This is a genomic window from Actinokineospora terrae (assembly GCF_900111175.1).
Classification (GTDB): Bacteria; Actinomycetota; Actinomycetes; order Mycobacteriales; family Pseudonocardiaceae; genus Actinokineospora; species Actinokineospora terrae.
Window position 1 is genome coordinate 236,824 of sequence record NZ_FOGI01000003.1, and the last position, 17,791, is coordinate 254,614.

At 70.8% G+C, this 17,791-nt stretch carries 21 protein-coding genes; 13 read left to right on the forward strand and 8 right to left on the reverse strand.

Annotation, left to right across the window (positions count from 1 at the left end; genetic code table 11):
• Together BMY07_RS07055 and BMY07_RS07060 are read left to right on the forward strand one after the other, a co-directional pair.
• Positions 1-1,143: a glycine amidinotransferase gene (locus tag BMY07_RS07055; protein ID WP_092775660.1), complete on the forward strand. Its 1,143-nt coding sequence runs from the start codon at positions 1-3 to the stop codon at positions 1,141-1,143.
• Positions 1,144-1,158: 15 nt separating this feature from the next.
• Positions 1,159-2,886 (forward strand): carbamoyltransferase family protein, encoded by a 1,728-nt coding sequence (locus tag BMY07_RS07060; protein ID WP_092775661.1) that lies wholly within the window; start codon positions 1,159-1,161, stop codon positions 2,884-2,886.
• Positions 2,887-2,890: 4 nt separating this feature from the next.
• Here the strand turns inward: BMY07_RS07060 and BMY07_RS07065 are convergent, their stop codons facing one another.
• Together BMY07_RS07065 and BMY07_RS07070 are read right to left on the reverse strand one after the other, a co-directional pair.
• Complete coding sequence (locus tag BMY07_RS07065; protein WP_092775662.1) at positions 2,891-3,664, reverse strand: SDR family oxidoreductase; 774 nt, start codon at positions 3,662-3,664, stop codon at positions 2,891-2,893.
• 81 nt (positions 3,665-3,745) lie between these two features.
• On the reverse strand, positions 3,746-4,066 hold the full coding sequence (locus BMY07_RS07070) for a hypothetical protein (RefSeq protein WP_092776089.1): 321 nt from the start codon (positions 4,064-4,066) through the stop codon (positions 3,746-3,748).
• A gap of 255 nt (positions 4,067-4,321) precedes the next feature.
• Between BMY07_RS07070 and BMY07_RS07075 the strand changes: the two genes are divergently transcribed.
• From BMY07_RS07075 to BMY07_RS07085, 3 genes are read left to right on the forward strand one after another with little or no spacing between them, the layout of a single operon-like run.
• A complete protein-coding gene (locus BMY07_RS07075; RefSeq protein ID WP_092775663.1) occupies positions 4,322-5,275 on the forward strand; it encodes an ABC transporter ATP-binding protein in 954 nt (317 codons plus the stop codon).
• A complete protein-coding gene (locus BMY07_RS07080) occupies positions 5,275-6,099 on the forward strand; it encodes an ABC transporter permease (protein ID WP_092775664.1) in 825 nt (274 codons plus the stop codon). Before BMY07_RS07075 ends, BMY07_RS07080 begins: the two co-directional genes overlap by 1 nt.
• Entirely contained in the window at positions 6,100-6,924 is an 825-nt protein-coding gene (locus BMY07_RS07085) for an ABC transporter permease (RefSeq protein WP_092775665.1), read from the forward strand.
• On the opposite strand, the gene BMY07_RS07090 is transcribed toward BMY07_RS07085, so the two are convergent.
• Positions 6,921-7,193, reverse strand: a complete 273-nt coding sequence (locus BMY07_RS07090; protein WP_092775666.1) for a hypothetical protein — start codon at positions 7,191-7,193, stop codon at positions 6,921-6,923. The two genes, BMY07_RS07085 and BMY07_RS07090, sit on opposite strands and share 4 nt — an antisense overlap.
• A 219-nt stretch (positions 7,194-7,412) precedes the next feature.
• Here BMY07_RS07090 and BMY07_RS35850 point away from each other — a divergent pair, with 219 nt between their 5' ends.
• From BMY07_RS35850 to BMY07_RS07110, 4 genes are read left to right on the forward strand one after another with little or no spacing between them, the layout of a single operon-like run.
• On the forward strand, positions 7,413-8,549 hold the full coding sequence (locus tag BMY07_RS35850) for an ATP-binding protein (protein WP_143073391.1): 1,137 nt from the start codon (positions 7,413-7,415) through the stop codon (positions 8,547-8,549).
• Positions 8,546-9,637, forward strand: a complete 1,092-nt coding sequence (locus BMY07_RS07100; RefSeq protein WP_092775668.1) for a hypothetical protein — start codon at positions 8,546-8,548, stop codon at positions 9,635-9,637. The genes BMY07_RS35850 and BMY07_RS07100 overlap by 4 nt, the downstream gene beginning before the upstream one ends.
• Positions 9,634-10,332, forward strand: coding sequence for a response regulator transcription factor (locus BMY07_RS07105; RefSeq protein WP_245782253.1), 699 nt, complete (start codon positions 9,634-9,636; stop codon positions 10,330-10,332). The genes BMY07_RS07100 and BMY07_RS07105 overlap by 4 nt, the downstream gene beginning before the upstream one ends.
• 11 nt (positions 10,333-10,343) lie before the next feature.
• Positions 10,344-10,931: a hypothetical protein gene (locus BMY07_RS07110; RefSeq protein ID WP_092775669.1), complete on the forward strand. Its 588-nt coding sequence runs from the start codon at positions 10,344-10,346 to the stop codon at positions 10,929-10,931.
• Positions 10,932-10,941: 10 nt separating this feature from the next.
• Here the strand turns inward: BMY07_RS07110 and BMY07_RS34185 are convergent, their stop codons facing one another.
• Positions 10,942-11,088 carry a hypothetical protein gene (locus BMY07_RS34185; RefSeq protein ID WP_177215482.1) on the reverse strand — a complete coding sequence of 49 codons (147 nt, stop codon included), beginning with the start codon at positions 11,086-11,088 and terminating at the stop codon, positions 10,942-10,944.
• A 52-nt stretch (positions 11,089-11,140) separates the two neighbouring features.
• Positions 11,141-11,677, reverse strand: coding sequence for an EF-hand domain-containing protein (locus tag BMY07_RS07115; RefSeq protein WP_092775670.1), 537 nt, complete (start codon positions 11,675-11,677; stop codon positions 11,141-11,143).
• A gap of 171 nt (positions 11,678-11,848) precedes the next feature.
• Between BMY07_RS07115 and modA the strand changes: the two genes are divergently transcribed.
• Genes modA through BMY07_RS07135 form a run of 4 tightly spaced genes read left to right on the forward strand, consistent with a single transcriptional unit; the run spans position 11,849 to position 15,180 of the window.
• Positions 11,849-12,574 carry a molybdate ABC transporter substrate-binding protein gene (gene modA, locus BMY07_RS07120; protein WP_092775671.1) on the forward strand — a complete coding sequence of 242 codons (726 nt, stop codon included), beginning with the start codon at positions 11,849-11,851 and terminating at the stop codon, positions 12,572-12,574.
• Between the two features lie 26 nt (positions 12,575-12,600).
• On the forward strand, positions 12,601-13,368 hold the full coding sequence (gene modB, locus BMY07_RS07125) for a molybdate ABC transporter permease subunit (RefSeq protein WP_218150625.1): 768 nt from the start codon (positions 12,601-12,603) through the stop codon (positions 13,366-13,368).
• Positions 13,365-14,387: an ABC transporter ATP-binding protein gene (locus BMY07_RS07130; protein WP_092775673.1), complete on the forward strand. Its 1,023-nt coding sequence runs from the start codon at positions 13,365-13,367 to the stop codon at positions 14,385-14,387. The genes modB and BMY07_RS07130 overlap by 4 nt, the downstream gene beginning before the upstream one ends.
• 37 nt (positions 14,388-14,424) lie before the next feature.
• Entirely contained in the window at positions 14,425-15,180 is a 756-nt protein-coding gene (locus BMY07_RS07135; RefSeq protein WP_092775674.1) for a 2-phosphosulfolactate phosphatase, read from the forward strand.
• Here the strand turns inward: BMY07_RS07135 and BMY07_RS07140 are convergent.
• From BMY07_RS07140 to BMY07_RS07150, 3 genes are read right to left on the reverse strand one after another with little or no spacing between them, the layout of a single operon-like run.
• A complete protein-coding gene (locus BMY07_RS07140; protein WP_218150618.1) occupies positions 15,136-16,587 on the reverse strand; it encodes a sensor histidine kinase in 1,452 nt (483 codons plus the stop codon). The two genes, BMY07_RS07135 and BMY07_RS07140, sit on opposite strands and share 45 nt — an antisense overlap.
• Positions 16,584-17,267 carry a response regulator transcription factor gene (locus BMY07_RS07145; RefSeq protein WP_092775675.1) on the reverse strand — a complete coding sequence of 228 codons (684 nt, stop codon included), beginning with the start codon at positions 17,265-17,267 and terminating at the stop codon, positions 16,584-16,586. The genes BMY07_RS07140 and BMY07_RS07145 overlap by 4 nt, the downstream gene beginning before the upstream one ends.
• Positions 17,264-17,791: a DUF5666 domain-containing protein gene (locus BMY07_RS07150; RefSeq protein ID WP_092775676.1), complete on the reverse strand. Its 528-nt coding sequence runs from the start codon at positions 17,789-17,791 to the stop codon at positions 17,264-17,266. The genes BMY07_RS07145 and BMY07_RS07150 overlap by 4 nt, the downstream gene beginning before the upstream one ends.

Here is a 17,791-nt window from a genome sequence, read left to right on the forward strand (position 1 = left end):
ATGCAGCAAGTGTCCGAGGTCGTCAACTCGTGGAACGAGTGGGACCCGCTGGAGGAGATCGTCGTCGGGTCGGCCGACGGGGCCAACTTCGAGCCGACCGAGCCGGGCAACCGGCCGCAGATCCGCAACGCCCCGCCGGGCACGCCGTTCCCGTCCGGGCCGAAGTCCGCCGAGGCGGTCGACCGGGCCAACGAGGAGCTGGCCGGGCTGGTGTCCCTTCTGGAGTCCGAGGGAGTGCGGGTGCGCAGGCCCGCACCGCACGACTTCTCGCAGTCGGTGCGCACGCCCGACTTCGAGGCGGCCAACCAGTACTGCGCGGTGTGCCCGCGGGACGTGATGATCACCATCGGCAACGAGATCATCGAGGCGCCGATGTCGCGGCGGTCGCGGTACTTCGAGTTCCAGCCGTACCGGGAGCTGGTGTACGAGTACTGGAACGCCGACCCGCGGGTGGTGTGGACGACCGCGCCGAAGCCGTCGATGGCGGACAAGATGTACCGCGACGGGTTCTGGGACTGGCCGCTGGCGGAGCGGCACGAGCGGATGCACTCGTTCGAGTTCTGCGTGACCCAGGACGAGGTGGTGTTCGACGCCGCCGACATGAGCCGCTTCGGCCGCGACATCGTGGTGCAGGAGTCGATGACCACCAACCGGGCGGGCATCAGCTGGCTCAAGCGGCACCTGGAGCCCAAGGGCTTCCGGGTGCGGCCGGTGCACTTCCCGCTGGACTTCTTCCCCTCGCACATCGACTGCACGTTCGTGCCGCTGCGCCCGGGGCTGGTGCTGACCAACCCGGACCGGCCGCTGCGCGAGGGTGAGGAGAAGCTGTTCCTGGCCAACGACTGGGAGCTGGTGGACGCGCCGGAGCCGACCACGGGCAACGACGAGATGCCGGAGTTCTGCCAGTCCTCGAAGTGGCTGTCGATGAACGTGCTCAGCATCGGACCGAACAAGGTCATCTGCGAGCAGCAGGAGAAGCCGCTGCAGGAGCTGCTGTACAAACTGGACTTCGAGGTCTTCCCGGTCCCGTTCCGCAACGTGTTCGAGTACGGCGGGTCGCTGCACTGCGCCACCTGGGACGTCCGCCGGGTCGGCGCGGGCGAGGACTACTTCCCCAACTCCGACTACCAGCCACTGGCCTGAGCGGAAGGGTTCGCCATGTACATCCTCGGGGTCAACTCCGTCTACCACGAGTCCTCCGCGTGCCTGGTCCGCGACGGGGTGGTGCTCGCCGCGGCCGAGGAGGAGCGCTTCAACCGGGTCAAGCACGGCAAACAGGCCCGCGCGGACAACCCGGACGAGCTGCCGCGGGCCGCGATCGACTTCTGCCTGGCCACCGCGGGGATCACCCTGGCCGATGTCGACCACGTGACGGTCGCCGCCGACCCGGAGATCATCGCCGACGTGCTGGCCAAGGGCCTGCCGTCGCCGTGGGACGAGCGCGACAAGCAGGAGCAGTTCCTGGCCAAGCTGCCCGACATCCCGCTCCGGTTCGCCGAACTCGGCTTCACCGGCGAGTTCCACTGGGTCGCGCACCACACCGCGCACGCCGCGTCGGCCTACTTCGCGTCCACTTTCGACGATGCCGCGGTGCTGGTGGTCGACGCGCTCGGCGACGACGCGTTCTCCACCCGCTTCTACCGCGCCGACGGCAGCAAGCTGGAGTGCGTGCAGAGCGTGCGGTACCCGGCGTCCATCGGGTACCTGTGGGAGCTGGTGTCGGTCTACTTGGGATTCGGCGTGTACGACGCGGCGAAGGTGATGGGCCTGGCCGCGTACGGCGACCCGACCCGCTTCGCGGCCGCGTTCGACCGCCTGGCCTGGACCACACCGGACGGCGGCTTCGACATGGCCACCGACCTGCTGCGCTTCGCCGACATCCTGTACTACCCGCCGTCAGCCGACACGTCCGGTCTGGTCGAGGTGCTGGGTGTCGAGGCCCGCTCCGGGGACCTGGAGCAGGTCCACCAGGACGTCGCCGCGGCGTTGCAGGAGAAGACGAACGAGCTGGTCCTGCACATGACCGAGCACCTGCGGCGCCTCACCGGGTCGACCCGGCTGTGCCTGGCCGGTGGTGTCGCGCTGAACTGCGTCGCGAACCAGATCGCCTTCGAGCGCTCGGACTTCGAGGAGCTCTACGTCCAGCCCGCCGCGCACGACGGTGGTCTCTCGGTGGGCGCGGCGCTGCACGTGTGGAACCACGTGCTGGGCCAGGAGCGGTCGCCGTCGATGCCGCACGCCTACTGGGGTCCGTCGTTCACCGACGCCGAGATCGCCGCCGAGCTGGGCAAGCACCCGACCCTGGTGGTCGACCAGCCTGCCGACTTCGCCGCCTCGGTCGCGGAACTCCTGGTCGCGGGCAACGTCATCGGGCTGTTCCAGGGCGCGATGGAGTTGGGGCCGCGCGCTTTGGGCAACCGCAGCATCATCGGCGACCCGCGCGAGCGGGCCATGCGGGAGACGCTGAACCACAAGGTCAAGCACCGCGAGTACTTCCGGCCGCTGGCCCCCAGCGTGCTCGGCGAGTTCGTCGACGAGTGGTTCGAGGTCGCCAAACCGACCACGGCCGGTGACTACATGCTGATGGCGTACCCGGCGCGACCGGAGAAGTACGCGCAGATGGGCGCGGTGTTGCACGTCGACAACACCTGCCGGATCCAGGCGGTGCACGAGGCCACGAACCCGGGGTTCCACCGGATCATCCGGGAGTTCCACGCGCGCACCGGGGTGCCGATGGTGCTCAACACCTCGTTCAACGACCAGGAGCCGATCATCTGCACGCCCGCCGACGCGGTCGCCACGTTCCTCAAGACCGAGATCGACTACCTGGCGATCGGGCCGTTCCTGGTGCGCAAGTCACCCACCGCGCAGTCCGTCACCGCGTAGCCCGTCACCGCCACCGGCGGAACCCACCCTCGGAGTTGATGACTTGCCCGGTGACCCAGTCCGCGTCCGGCGAGGCGAGCCACGCGATCAGCCGCGCCGGGTCGTCCGGCTCGGCCCAGCGGCCGGTCGGGAACCCGGCGCGCACCTCGTCGCGGACCTCGGGGGTGGCCCAGCCGGTGTCGACCGGGCCGGGGTTGACGGCGTTGACCGTGATCCCCCGGTCGATCAGGTGGTCGGCGAGGGACCTCGTGACGCCCGCGAGCGCGGCTTTGCTGGCGGCGTAAGCGATCTCGCCGGTCATCGGGCCGAGGTCCTGACCGGAGGTCATCAGCACCACCCGCCCGCCGGGGCGGCCGTCGTGCTGGGCGGCGAAGGCCTGGACCAGCAGCAGCGTCGAGCGCGTGTTCACCGCCCAGTGCGCGTCGAGCATCGCGGCGTCGAGGGTGCCCAGCGGGCCGTCACCGCCACTGCGGGCGTGGTTGCACACGAGGATGTCGACGTGGCCCGCGGTGGCGGCGGCGGTCGCCAGCAGGTGCTCCGGCGCGCCGGGGGCGACCAGGTCGAGACCCAGGTGCGCGGCGCCGACCTCGGCCGCGAGCGCCGCCGGGCCGTCCGGGTCGGCGCCCCACGGCTGGTCGGCGTCGTGCGGGGCGTGGTGGTGCAGGAACAGGGAGGCGTCCGCGGCGGCGAGCCTGCGGGCGGTGGCGTAGCCGATGCCCGCGCGCCTGCTCACCCCGGTCACCAGCGCGACGCGGCCGCGCTGCGGGAGATCGGTCACCCGACCTGTCTATCAGAGCGGCCTGGCGACTGTTCACCAAAGCGGCATGGCAGCTGTTCACCAAAGCTGTCTGGCGGCTGTTCAGGGGAGTCTGGCGACCCTACCCCTGGGGTCGACCATGACCGGGACGACGTCGGCGTACGGGGCGTCGTCGAGCTCCACCCTGGCCGGTGGCGCGCCGACCAGGGTGAGCGCCCAGAAGTGGTCGACGTCGACGTTCTCGTTGCAGGCGTTGCAGGACACGCGGACGACCCCCTCGTGTTCGCTCGCCTGCGCCAGGTAACCGACCCTGGCCAGCGAGTGGGTGCCGACCTTGCAGGTGGCGGGGAGGATGGCCACGCGCTCACCGATGTTGCTCACGCGGTAACGGACGGCCACATCGGCCGGGCGGTTGTCGTACATGGGCGACACCCTAACCCGGATGTCGAACAGGTGTTCGGTCGTGGCGCGCACATCACCCTTGTGAGCGACCCCAGGACTTGTGGATCGTCCACAGTGGATAGACACAGTGGATCACCGATCGCGTTGCCGCCCACCGGGACCGTACGGCGCCCGGCCGGTGGTGGGTGTTTCACCGACCCGCACCCGGACGGGTCCGTCGCTGGTAGTGTCGGGACGATTACCGCCGAGGTCACGACCACGCCCGCGGCGGGAGAAATGGAGACAGCGCTCGTGAGTTCGGATACTGGCGCGCCGGTGATATCCGGTAGCGGCCTGGTGAAGCGATTCGCCGATTTCGAGGCCGTCCGCGGTATCGACTTCCAGGTGCGCCGCGGTGAGGCGTTCGGCTTCCTCGGGCCCAACGGCGCGGGCAAGTCGTCCACCATGCGCATGGTGTCGTGCATGTCCCCGCGCAGCGGCGGCGACCTGCGGGTGCTCGGCATGGACCCGGACACGCACGGTCCGGCGATCCGGGCCAGGATCGGCCTGGTGCCGCAAGAGGACAACCTCGACCGCGAGCTGACGGTGCGGCAGAACCTGCACGTCTACGGCCGCTACTTCGGGCTGACCCGCAAGCAGGTGCGCGCCAAGGCGGTCGAGCTGATCGAGTTCGCCCGGCTCACCGACCGCGCCGACCACGACGTCGAGCCGCTCTCCGGCGGCATGAAGCGGCGGCTGACCATCGCCCGCGCGCTGGTCAACGACCCGGAGGTGCTGCTGCTCGACGAGCCGACCACCGGGTTGGACCCGCAGGCGCGGCACCTGTTGTGGGAGAAGCTGTTCGCGCTCAAGCAGCGCGGCGTCACGCTCATCATCACCACGCACTACATGGACGAGGCCGAGCAGCTCTGCGACCGGCTGGTGGTGATGGACGCGGGTCGGATCGTCGCCGAGGGCAGCCCGGCCGAGCTGATCACCCGGTACGTCACCCGCGAGGTGCTCGAACTGCGCTTCTCCCCCGGCGACCAGCACGGCGCGGTCGACTCCGTGCGCGACCTGGCCGACCGGGTGGAGGTCCTGCCCGACCGGCTGCTGCTCTACACCACCGACGGCGACGCCACTGCCGTCCGCGCACACGACCGAGGTGTGCGGCCGACCTCGACGCTGGTGCGCCGGTCCACGTTGGAGGACGTGTTCCTCCGGCTCACCGGCCGGACGTTGGTGGAGTGATGACCGCGACGCTCGACCAGCCGACCGCGGTGGCCACCGGTGTGGTGGTCCGGCCGTGGCGCGCGGTGCTGCTGCGGGTGGAGGGCCAGTGGACCTGGTACCGGCGGCACTGGACGGCGAGCCTGCTGTCGTCGGGGTTGCAGCCGGTGCTGTTCCTGGCGGCGATGGGGATCGGGTTCGGGTCGCAGGTGCGGCCGGGGCCGCTGACCGGCGGGATGCCCTACCTGGCCTACGTGGCACCGACGATCCTGGTCAGCGGGCTGATCACGATCGCGGTGGCCGAGGCCGGGTTGCCGGTGCTGTCGGGGTTCAAGTGGAAGCAGGACTACTGGGCGGTCGCCTCGTCACCGGTCACGCCGGGGCAGCTGTTCACCGCCGAACTGGTGTGGATCACGCTGCGGCTGGTGCTGGGATCGGTGCTGTACCTGGTGGTCACGACGCTGGTGGGCGGCTGGACGAGCGCGGGCGCGCTGCTGGTCGCGCCGATCGCGATCCTGACCGGCGCCGCGTGCGCGACCCCGGTGATGGCGTTCGCGGCGACGACCAAGGGCGACGGGCACGCGTTCGCCGCGGTGAACCGGTTCGTGGTCATGCCGATGACGCTGTTCGCGGGCACGTTCTTCCCGGTCGACCGGCTGCCGGTCGTGGTACGGCCGCTGGCGTGGATCTCGCCGCTGTGGCACGGGAACGAACTGGCGCGCGGTGTCGCGTTGGGCGGGTTGCGGTTGTGGCCCGCGGTGGGCCATCTGGCGGTGTTGGTGGGTTTGCTGGTGTTCGGGTTGGTGCTGGGGCGTCGGTGCTTCCGCCGCAGGCTGGTGGTCTGAATGTCTGTTGTGGACACTGGACGGCGCACCGCGGTGCTGCAGCGGGTCCTGCCCTCGGGCAGCTACGCCGGGATGGCGCGGCGGCTGGTCGAGCGGTCGGCGCTGCTGTACGCGCGGGCGTGGATGGTGCTGCTGTCGGGCATCTTCGAGCCGCTGTTCTACGTGCTGGCGTTCCAGATCGGCTTCGGTGCGCTGGTCCCGGTCGTGGTGGGCCCCGGCGGGGTGGAACTCAGCTACGTTGCCTTCGTCGCCCCCGCGTTGCTGGTCGCCTCCGCCATGAACGGCGCGGTGTCGGAGACGATGAGCATGTTCTACAAGCTCCGCTTCGACGGCCTGTACGACTCGGTCCTGGCCACCCCGCTGGGCACCTACGACGTGGCGCTGGGCGAGCTGACCTGGACCGTCCTGCGCAGCGGCCTGTACGCAGTGGCCTTCTTCGGCGTCATGGCCACGATGGGCCTGGTGACGACCCCGTGGGCGCTGCTGCTCGTCCCGGTCGCACTCCTGGTGTCGATGGCGTTCGCGGCGATCGGGATGGTGTGCGCGACCCTGCTCCGGTCGTCGGCCCAGTTCGAGTACATCCACCTGCTCGTGGTCCCGATGTTCCTCTTCTCGGGCACCTTCTTCCCCGTGGACCGCTACCCCCTGCCGCTGCGGGTGATCGCCGAACTCTCCCCCCTCTACCACGGCGTCGAACTAGCCAGAACCTTCTCGGTCGGCGTGCTCACCCCCTCCCTGCTAGGCCACACCGCCTACCTACTGGCCCTCACCGCCGCAGGCCTCTACGGCACCTCCCGCCGCATCGGCAAACTCCTCCTCAGCTAACCCCGCGCCGCCTCGATCACCGCCACCACCCGCCACACCGTCCGCAGGGGTTCGCCGGATTCCACAGCCTCCAGCAGGCCGCGCAGTACCGCGATCAAGCCGACGACACCCGTGCCGCCGCGCAGGGTGGTGATGAGCCACCGCAGGCCTGCGGCGAGGCCCGCGGTGCGGGCGATCAGGGCGAACCGCAGGTCGATGGGGCCGTGGTCGGCTACCGCGGCGCCGATGGCCGCGGCCAGCCGGGTGATGATCAGGGCGTCGCCGGGCACGGGGGGCGCGTTCTCCGGTGGGATTCCATGGGGACCAGTAGAGCCGGGGCGGGCCCGGGGGGAACGACCGGTCTTCGGCTGACAGCCGATCGGCGGTCAGGACGTATCCCCCGGGGGTCGGGTGCGTTGGACAGGGCGACCGCGGACCGGCGGTCGCCCGCCGAGTTGGGTGGAACGCGAAACGGTGGCGGGGCCCGGATCGATCACAGGGGCGTGGCCGTGACCGAGGACGCCCAGGCCGCGCTGGATCGGGTGGTCGCGCGCTGCGCCGCGGCGATGCGCGGTGCCACCGCGGTGCTCGGCGGGGTGGCCGCGATCGCGACGGCGGGCGCGGGGCTGGGGTGGGTGGTGCTCGCGGTCGGCGTGAGCGTGGTGTGGTCGGCGGGGTTCGCGTGGACGGTGGTCCGGCGCGGGGTGCGCGGCTGGGTCGTGCTGGTCGACATCGCGCTGACCGTCGTGCTGTGCCTGGCGCAGCCGTGGCTGGTGGCGCCGGAGCTGCGGTCGGGCGGGGCGAGCTGGGTGGACGGGCTGACCTCGATGACGATCGTGATCGCGCACTTCGCGTGGCGGCCGCGGCTGGCCGTGCCCGCCGGTCTGGTGGTGGCCGCGGTGCACGTGGTCGGCGCGTGGCAGGTCGGCGGCGCCCTGGGGACGCTGGGCATCCACGTGATCCAGATCGCCGCGACGGCCGCGCTGATGACGGTGCTGCGCCGCTCCGCCGCGGTGGCCGACGACGCGCTCGCCGACCTGCGGGCCACCGAGCGCGCGGCGGCCGTCATGCTCGCTCGGCGCGCGGACGAGCGGGAGCACAAGCGCAGGCTGCACGACACGGTGCTGGCGACGCTGACCACCATCGGCACCGATGGCGTCACCGCGTCGTCCCTCGCGTTGAGGGCTAGAGCCGCGGCAGACCTCGCGGTGGTCGAGGGCAGCATCGACCTCGGTGAGCCTGACACGGACGTTGACTTACGTCACCAACTGCGTGCGGTCGCAGACCGAGCGGAGGTAGCGGTCACAGCGGATCTAGTCCCGTGCAAGGTGCCAGTCCTGGTCGCCACTGCCTTCTCGGCCGCCGCCGCACAGGCCCTCGCCAACACCGCCCGCCACACCTCGGCCGACACCGCCCGCCTGACCCTGACCACCGACTGCGCCTCGATCCTGGTCACCATCACCGACACCGGCCCCGGCTTCGACCCCACCACCATCCCCCACCACCGCTACGGCGTCCGCGAGGGCATCCTCGGCCGCATGCGCGCGGTGGACGGCACCGCCACCATCACCTCGACCCCGTCCGGCACCACCATCACCCTCCGCTGGCCCGACACCACCCCCTGCCCGGCGGGATCCGGGACATGAGCGCTGACCCGAGTGTGGTGGTGGCCGAGCGGTACGCGCGGGGGGCGACCGTGGCGGCGGTGGTGATCGCGGCGTTCTGGCACCTGGGGTACGACCTGGCGGCCACCGCGACCAACTGGGGTGTCTACAGCAGACAGTGGGCTGCGGTGGTCGGGTGGGTGCTGTACCTGGTGGTCGGGGGTGTGGCGGCGACGGTTCTGTTGCGGGGTGGGTCGCGGCGGGTGGCGTGGCTGGCCGGGGTGGGCACGCTCGGGGTGGACGTGTTGTTGCTGGTGGCGGCGCCGGGGGCGGTGGTGTTGCCCGCGAACTGGGCGTGGGGGTCGGTGGGGTGGGTGGCGGTGATCGCGTTCTGGCGGCACCGGGCGGCGCACCTGGTCGCCTTCCTGGTGGCGGACACCGCGATCCTGGTGGTCGGGATGGTGGTGCTCGACGTGGGCAGCAGTGAGCAGGTGTCGCGGGCGATCATGGTGCTGCTCGGGGCGTTCACCCTCCAGCTCGGCTACAGCCTCGGCGCGCACGGCCTGCACGCGGCGGCCCAGTGGGCGGCCCGCAGCTCGGCGGCCAGGACGGCGGCGACGGCGCACCGGGCGGCGGCGGAGGCGGTCGCCGCGGACCGGGCCGTGCGCTACCAGGAGCTGCACCGGGTCACCGCCACGCTCCTGGCCGAGCTGGTCGCGGGCGCGGACCCGTCCGACCCGACCGTGCGGCGCAGGGCGGCGGCGGGGGCGGCCCGGCTCCGCCGCCTGATGGCCGAGACCGACGACGTGCCCGACTCGCTGCTGCACGAACTGCGCGCGGGTGCCGACGTGGCCGAGCGGCGCGGGGTCCAGGTGTCGCTGTCGGTGGTCGGCGCGGTGCCGGACCTACCGGTCGACATCCGCCGCGCGTTGACCGAGGCGCCCGTAGTGGGCCTGAGCGCTGCTAGATCCACCGCCAGGGTGACTGTGGTCGCGAGCCGCACCGACGTCACGGTCGCGGTAGTCGCCGACGCCCCCGACGTCCACCCGGCCGCACCCACCGGCGTCACCCTCACCCAGGACCACGACGGCACCGAACTCTGGCTGCAAACCCGCTGGAGCACCGCATGACCGACCCGATCGAGGCGCCCATGACCGACCAGCCCGTGACCGTGGCGATCATCGAGGACCACCCCGTGGTCGTGGACGGCGTCACCACCTGGATCACCACCGATCCCGGCAAGCGGGCGGCGGTCGTGGCCAGCGGCGACAGCATCGACGAGGTCCTGGCCGGGCCGGGCGGCGACGCGGACGTGCTGCTGCTCGACCTGCAACTGGGCGACACCGTCGTGGTGGACCGGGTGGCGCAGCTGTGCACGGAGGGCAGGCGGGTCGTCGTCTACTCGGCGATGGACGACCCGGGCACCATCCTGACCGTGCTGGAGGCCGGGGCGTCGGCGTTCCTGTCCAAGCACGAGGCGGGCAGCCACTGCGTCGACACGATCGTCGCGGTGGCCACCGACCGGCCGTACGTGACGCCGTCGGTGGCGGGGGCGTTGCTGACCGAGGCGCCGCACCTGTCCGTGCAGGAGCGGACGGCGTTGCTGCTGTGGTTCCAGTCGATGTCGAAGGCGTCGGTGGCCAGGCGGATGGGGCTCAGCGAGGCGACCGTGCGCCAGTACATCGACCGGGCCAGGGTCAAGTACGCGAAGATAGGCCGACCGGCGCCCACCAAGACCGCGCTGCTCGCGCGCGCCATAGAGGACGGGTTGATCCGCGCGGACGAGATCGGGGAGTACCGGTCGCATGCCGCCGGGGACCAGTAACCTGGGTCGTAGTGGCACGACGCAACCGGGTGGCCCCTAGCGGCGACCTCATCGAGACCCCGCACCGCGGCAGCCTCATGGGCAACCGCGGCGTCTTGCACAACCCCGGTGGCGAGATCGTCCGTAGAGCCCAGGTCCGCCGTTGGATCACCTGCGAACTCGAGTTCCGCGGTCGCCACCGCCCGGTCATGGCCCCCGGCCGTTACACCGAGCTGTTCTTCTTGGACGAAGCCGTGGCTCTAGCAGCTGGCCACCGCCCTTGCGCTGAGTGCCGCCGTGCCGACTATCTCCGCTACCGCGCGCTCTGGTCCATAGAGGACTCGCCTAGTGCCGACGCCATGGACCGCGTCCTAGACGCCGAGCGGTCCCTGCACGACGGTCGCCGCCGCACCACCGCGATGACCGAACCGCCGCACGGCAGCTTCATCACCGTCCAGGACGACCACTGGCTGGTCGCCGGGGACCGGATCCACCGCTGGACCCCCGTGGGCTACGCGGACCGCCGTCCCCTCCCGGACGGCCCCGTTGACGTCCTGACCCCGCCGTCAACGGTGGCGATCCTCGCCGCGGGCTACGCACCCCGCCTCGCCCTCGACTGACTCACACCGTTCACGACCGCGGCGGTATGGGACTAGCGGCGAGCGCCTTGGCCGTCGAGTGCAGCACGTGCGCCATGGTCTTGGCCGTGTCGTGCGCCCACTCGTGGCCGTGGTCGCCGATGACGTGGTGCGAGCAGTTGAGCACCACGGCGCGCACGGGGGATTCCTTTCGGTCCGGTCGGACCCCCGGATACCCACCGGTGCCGGATTCACTCCCCCGGCAGCGGCCCGAACAGCCGGGTGCCCGGCGCGGCCGGGTCGTCGCCCGCCCAGAAGTCGGTCCACAGGGTGGTGAACCCGGCGCGGGACAGGGTGCCGTCGTCGTCGAGGTCGAACGACTTGAACGCGGTGCCCAGCGCGGTGGGGCGGCCGTTCCAGACGTCGACGAGGCGCTGGTGCTCGTCGGGGGTGATCCGGCCGTCGCCGTCCTCGTCGACGGCGTCGAACATGGCGTGCGCGGTCTCGGTGACCGCGTCGGGGGCGGCGTGCAGCTGGTCGACCACCTCGAGCACGTCGTCCACGGTGACCTGGTCGGCGCCGCCCGCGGCCACGCGCAGGGTGTGCCACCAGCCGAGCATGATCGTGGCGATGCGCCGGTGGTCGTCGGAGCCGACCGGGGCGCCGCGGGCCTGGCGCCAGCGGTCGGCCAGCGCGGTGAAGTCGGCCTCGGTGAGCAGGCCGTCGCCGTCGTGGTCCATCGCGGTGAACACGCCGGTGATCTTGTCGCGCTGGAACCCGCTGGCCATGCCGCCTCCCCGCTCGGTGGAGGTCAAGCCTCACCCACCGGCGGCGTCCCGGCAGCCTCCAGTCCAGTGGTGCGCGGGGGCAAACGGGCGATTACCCACAGCCATCGGGACGGCCCGCAACCGCAGTCGCGTGACTAGACTGCCGATATCACCGAATCTGCGGAGGTACGGATGCGCGCCCTGCTCCTCGCCGTGCTGCTCGTCTTAACCGGCTGCTCCAGCCAGGAAGAACCACCCAGGACGGTGACGGTGTTCGCCGCGGCGTCACTCACCGAGACCTTCACGACCCTGGGCAAGGAGTTCGAGGCCGCGAACCCGGGGGTGAGGGTCACCTTCAACTTCGCGGGCAGCTCGGCGCTGGCCAAGCAGATCACCGAGGGCGCGCCTGCCGACGTGTTCGCCTCGGCGGCGCCCGCGAACATGCAGCAGGTCACCGACGCCAAGGACCCGGTGACCTTCGCCAGGAACCAGCTGGAGATCGCGGTCCCCAAGGGCAATCCCGGCAAGGTCACCGGCCTGGCCGCGTTCGCCGACGAGAACCTCGACATCGCGCTGTGCGCCGAGCAGGTGCCGTGCGGCGCGGCGGCGAAGAAGGCGCTGGCCGCGGCCGGGATCACGGCCAAGCCGGACACCCTGGAGCAGGACGTCAAGGCGGCGCTGACGAAGGTCCGGCTCGGCGAGGTCGACGCGGCGCTGGTGTACCGGACGGACGTCAAGGCCGCGGGCGCCGAGGTGGAGGGCATCGACTTCCCCGAGGCGAGCAAGGCGGTCAACGACTACCCGATCACGGTGCTGGGCAAGGCCCCTAACGCTGCCCAGGCCAAGGCGTTCGTCGACTTCGTCCGGTCCGACCGGGGTAAGGCCGTACTCGCCGAAGCCGGGTTCTCAGCGCCGTGAGCGGGCGGCGGGTAGGCAAGGGGAGGCTGCCCGCCGTCCTTGTCGTGCCCGCTGTGCTCGGCCTGGCGTTCTTGGTCCTACCGCTGGTCGGTCTGCTCGCACGGACTTCGTGGGCCGAGTTCCCTTCGCGACTGCTGAGCGCGGAGGTAGGCGAAGCGCTGCGGTTGTCGTTGGTGTGCGCGAGCTTGGCGACAGTCGTGTGTGTGGTGCTGGGTGTTCCACTCGCGTGGGTCTTGGCGCGCGGCGATATCCCTGGGCGCCGGTTGGTTCGCGCGCTCGTGACTGTGCCGTTGGTACTACCGCCTGTGGTGGGCGGTGTGGCGTTGTTACTGGTCCTGGGTAAGAGGGGACCGGTAGGCGGGTTGTTGGAGAACTGGTTCGGGGTGTCGTTGCCCTTCACCACGGCCGGGGTGGTGGTCGCCGAGGCGTTCGTGGCGATGCCGTTCTTGGTGATCTCGGTGGAGGGCGCGCTCCGGGCGGCGGACCCGAGGGTGGAAGAGGCCGCGGCGACCCTGGGGGCGTCGCGGTGGTTGGCGTTCCGCCGGGTCACGCTGCCCTCGGTCATGCCGGGCGTGGTGGCGGGCACGGTGTTGAGCTGGGCGCGCGCGTTGGGCGAGTTCGGCGCGACGATCACGTTCGCGGGCAACTTCCCCGGTGAGACCACGACGATGCCGCTGGCGGTCTACCTGGCGTTGGAGACCGATCCGCAGGCCGCGATCGCGTTGAGCGTGGTGCTGCTGGTCGTGTCCGTGGCGGTCTTGGCCAGTTTGCGCAACCGGTGGGTGGGCGGATGACCCTCGATGCCGTACTGCGGGTAGACCGCGCTGGGTTGGACCTACCGTTGACCGTTGCGCCAGGCGAGGTTGTCGTGGTGCTGGGGCCTAATGGTGCCGGTAAGACAACCGCCCTGCGTGCGCTCGCGGGGCTGCTCCCGTTGCAAGACGGTCACATCCGGCTTGACGGGCGGGTGTGGGATGAGCCGCCGCGGACGTTCGTGCAGCCGCAGCAGCGTCAGGTCGGGGTGGTGTTCCAGGACTATCTCCTGTTCCAGCACATGTCCGCCCTGGAGAACGTCGCTTTTGGACTCCGGGCGCGGGGGACGCCGCGGGACACCGCGCGGACGCGGGCCAGGACGTGGCTGGATGCCGTGGGGATCGGGGACCAGGCGCGGAAGCGGCCCGGCGCGCTGTCCGGCGGTCAGGCCCAGCGGGTGGCGTTGGCGCGGGCGTTGGCGACCGAACCGGCGGTGCTGCTGCTCGACGAGCCGCTCGCCGCCCTGGACGCGGCGACCCGGCTGAAGGTGCGCGCGGAACTGGGCCGCCACCTGCGTGACTTCCCCGGGTGCACGGTCCTGGTGACCCACGACCCGGTGGACGCGATGGCCCTGGGCGATCGCCTGGTTGTCATCGAGGACGGCCAGGTAACGCAAACGGGCGTCCCTCGCGAGGTAGCGCGGCATCCGCGCACGCCTTACATCGCAGACCTGGTTGGCCTCAACCTGTTGCGCGGTAACGCCAACGGCTCCGTGGTCACTCTCGATGTCGGTATCGCCCTCACCACAGTCGACGCCAACACCGGCGGCATCTACGTCGCCTGTCCCCCTTCGGCGATCTCCCTGCACCACGTGCAGTCCAGCGCGCCCAACACGTGGAAGACGAGCGTGGTCGGAGTGGAGCAGCACGCCCACACCACTCGTATCCACCTAGAGGGCGGTATCTCCGCTGACCTTGCCCCGGCAACCATGGCCGATCTGGACCTCAGCGTGCCTCTATGGGCAACGGTCGCCCCGGAGAGTCTTCAGACGTACAAGTGAGTCGCCTATCCGGACGCGGCACGGCAAGATCCCGCGCGTGGGTAAGAGTCCGTATGCACAGGATGGCTACCGGTTCCGCTTCGACTGGGGTCTGTCGGGAGCCCGAGAGATCGCGGAAGCGGGGTGGGTGGTCGCGGTCGTTGACGTGCTGTCATTCACCACAACCCTGACGGTCGCGGTAGACGCGTGCGTCGAGGTCTTCCCCTATCGATGGCGGGACGAGTCGGCGGTGGAGTTCGCGAACGAGCACGACGCCGTACTGGCCGTGGGACGTTCACAACCGGGCAAGGTGAGTCTATCGCCGGGAACCGTGCGAAACGCTGACGGTCTACGCCGCCTGGTGTTGCCCTCACCTAACGGTGCCACCATCTCGCACGCGATGCAGGGACACACCGTCATCGGGGTGTCCCTGCGCAACGCCACCGCCGCAGCAGCGTGGACAGCTGAGCGCCTACGCAGCGGCGAGGCCGAGGGGGTCGCGGTAGTTGCCGCTGGCGAACACTGGCGCGAGAGCGGGACGCTACGGCCGGGTGCAGAGGATCTGTGGGGCGCGGGTGCCTACCTGGCAGCCCTCGACACCTACGCGTTAGGGATGCCCTCTCCCGAGGCACGACTGGCCGCGGCGGCGTACCGCGATGTGGCCAGTGATCTGACACCCCAGTTGCGCGCCTGTGCGAGCGGCCAGGAGCTCATCGGACTCGGGTTCGGCGAGGACGTCGAGATCGCCGCGGAGTTCGACAGCAGCACCTCAGTCCCGGTGCTGGTCGGTCCACGTTTCCGGCAGTCGAGGTAGCTCTACCGAGAACGTTGTCCCCTTACCAAGCTCTGACTCCACCGCGACCGAGCCGCCGTGGGCGGAAACAACCGCGTCCACGATCGCCAGCCCCAGGCCCGTACCGCCGCTCTCCTGCGTTCGTGACGGGTCTGCCCGGTAGAAGCGCTCGAACACCCGCTGCATCTCCGCTGGCGTAAGACCAGGACCCTCGTCGCTGACCTCCAACGCCGCTCTTGGCCCGATCAACCGAACCCGCACCTCGATAGCGCCCTCGGTATGGCGCAGGGCGTTGCCGACCAGGTTCGACGCGACCTGCCGCAGTCGCTGGGTGTCGCCCAGCACCGCCGCCTGCTCACCGCCGATGTCCAGCTTCAGCGAGATAGACCTACCGGGCGCGACCACCCTGGCCTCGTGGACAGCGTCAACAGCGATGACAGCCAAATCGGCAGGCGCTAGCTCCAACGGGCGCTGACGATCCAGGCTCGCCAACAACAACAGGTCTGCCACCAGCGCGCTCATCCGTTCGGCCTGCCCCTCGATCCGGGCCATGACCTCACCGACGTCCGCAGCGGCACCCTGCCGGTACAGCTCCGCGTAGCCACGGATAGAGGTAAGAGGCGTGCGCAGCTCATGGCTGGCATCGGCGACGAACCGGCGCATCCGCCCCTCGGACACCCGCGCCGCCTCTTCCGACCGGGCACGCGCGTGGAAGGCCTGCTCGATCTGGCCGAGCATGCCGTTCAGCGACACCGCCAGCCGCCCGACCTCACTGCCCGGGCGCCGCACGGGCACCCGGCGCGACAGATCACCGGCCGCGATGACCTCCGCCGTGGACTCGACCTCCTCCAGCGGGCGCAAACTGCCCCGCACCAGCGCGTACCCGGTGCCCGCGAGCAGCACCAACGCGCCGAGGCTGATCAGCAGGAAGGTCCGCCGTAGGTCGTCGACGGCGGTGTCGACATCGGCCTGGCTGGCGGCGACCACCACCTCGTCCGCCCCTACGGGCCGGACCAGCACCCGCCACCGCGGCGTCGAGTCGCCCACCGAGTCCACGGTCACGTAGGTGCCCGACGGGACCGTGCCGAACGCGGGCAGCGCGGGCCGCGGGCCGCTGTCGCGCCGCGGTGTCAGGTCGAGTGCCTGGCCGTCCGCGTGGAGCAGCACCACGATCTCCTGCTGCGCCCATGCCTGGCCCCTGTTCGCGCGCGCGGGCTCGAAACCAGTGAGCAGTTGCCGTTGGGCCAACCCGCTCATCCGGTCGAGCCGGGTGTCGACCTGGCCGAGCAGGTAGTCCTGCATCACCTGCGAGCCGATCGCCCACGTGCCAAGCAGGCCAGCCGCGGTGAGCACGACGATAACCAGCACTAGATGGACGCGTAGCGGCAACCGCCCGAAGGCGGCCTTAACCCGCGACAAGCCGCTCACGGAGACCGCAGCACATAGCCGAACCCGCGCACAGTGTGGATAAGACGGGTCTCGCCATCGTCGACCTTGCGGCGCAGGTAGGAGATGTAGGACTCGACAACGCCTGCCTCGCCGTTGAAGTCGTAGTTCCACACCTGGTCGAGGATCTGCGCTTTCGACACCACCCGACCAGCGTTGCGCAGCAGGTAGTGCAAGAGCTTGAACTCGGTCGGCGACAGCTCCACCGCGCGACCCGCTTTGCGCACGGTGTGGCTGTCGACCTCCAACTCCAGGTCACCCACTGTCAGCCGCTCGGGCTCACCGCCCGCGGGCCGGGTACGGCGCAAGATAGCGGCGACCCGGGCGATGACCTCTTCCAGGCTGAACGGCTTGGTGACGTAGTCGTCGCCGCCGATGGTCAGGCCCGTGACCTTGTCCTGGTTGGCGTCGCGCGCGGTCAGGAACAGCACGGGCACGCCGTGCCCGCCCGCGCGCAGCCGCCGCAGCACGTCGAACCCGTCCCGGTCGGGCAGCATCACGTCCAGCACCAGCAGGTCCGGGCGCAGCCGCTCGGCCTGGCGCAGCGCGTCGGCACCGGTCGCGGCGGTGGCCACGGTGAACCCGGCGAAGCGCAGGCTGGTCGCCAGCAGGTCCCGGATGCCGTCGTCGTCCTCGACGACCAGCAGCGACGCCGGGCTCACCCCGCCGCCTGCCTGCGGGTCAGCGACCGCGCGGTCACCGACCCGTCCGCGGCCTGCTGGCCGAGCACCACGACCGTGTCGCCCGCGGCCAGGTCGGCGAGCTTGCCCGCGCTGACCAGGTCGACCGTCGTGGAGTCCGATGTGGACACCTTGACGAGCCTACCGTCCTGGGTCTTGACGTACACGGTGGAACCCTCGACGTGGTCGATCGTGCCGGTGGTCCCTCCCCGACCCTGTCCCGGCTGACCGCCTTGGCCACCTTGTCCGGGTTGCCCGCCCTGGCCGCCACCGAAGCCGCCATAACCACCCGCGCCCCTACCCCCGGCAGCGGGCGCCGCGGTCGTAGTGGTCGACGCGAGGGCCTTGTGCGCCAGTGCCCCACCACCGAACGCGAGCACTACGAGCACGGCGACCGCGAGACCGATGGTGACCTTGCTGATCCCCTTACCCGCCGCGCGCAACTCCTTGTCGATGTCACCGCCGACCGGTTGGGCCAACAGCGGGTCTTGGTCTGGTGTGGTCAC

Coding starts and splice junctions, on each gene's coding strand:
- BMY07_RS07055 (WP_092775660.1), top strand. CDS start 1: ATGCAGCAAGTGTCCGAGGTCGTCAACTCGTGGAACGAGTGGGACCCG.
- BMY07_RS07060 (WP_092775661.1), top strand. CDS start 1,159: ATGTACATCCTCGGGGTCAACTCCGTCTACCACGAGTCCTCCGCGTGC.
- BMY07_RS07070 (WP_092776089.1), bottom strand. CDS start 4,066: ATGTACGACAACCGCCCGGCCGATGTGGCCGTCCGTTACCGCGTGAGC.
- BMY07_RS07075 (WP_092775663.1), top strand. CDS start 4,322: ATGGAGACAGCGCTCGTGAGTTCGGATACTGGCGCGCCGGTGATATCC.
- BMY07_RS07080 (WP_092775664.1), top strand. CDS start 5,275: ATGACCGCGACGCTCGACCAGCCGACCGCGGTGGCCACCGGTGTGGTG.
- BMY07_RS07085 (WP_092775665.1), top strand. CDS start 6,100: ATGTCTGTTGTGGACACTGGACGGCGCACCGCGGTGCTGCAGCGGGTC.
- BMY07_RS07100 (WP_092775668.1), top strand. CDS start 8,546: ATGAGCGCTGACCCGAGTGTGGTGGTGGCCGAGCGGTACGCGCGGGGG.
- BMY07_RS07105 (WP_245782253.1), top strand. CDS start 9,634: ATGACCGACCCGATCGAGGCGCCCATGACCGACCAGCCCGTGACCGTG.
- BMY07_RS07115 (WP_092775670.1), bottom strand. CDS start 11,677: ATGGCCAGCGGGTTCCAGCGCGACAAGATCACCGGCGTGTTCACCGCG.
- modA (WP_092775671.1), top strand. CDS start 11,849: ATGCGCGCCCTGCTCCTCGCCGTGCTGCTCGTCTTAACCGGCTGCTCC.
- BMY07_RS07130 (WP_092775673.1), top strand. CDS start 13,365: ATGACCCTCGATGCCGTACTGCGGGTAGACCGCGCTGGGTTGGACCTA.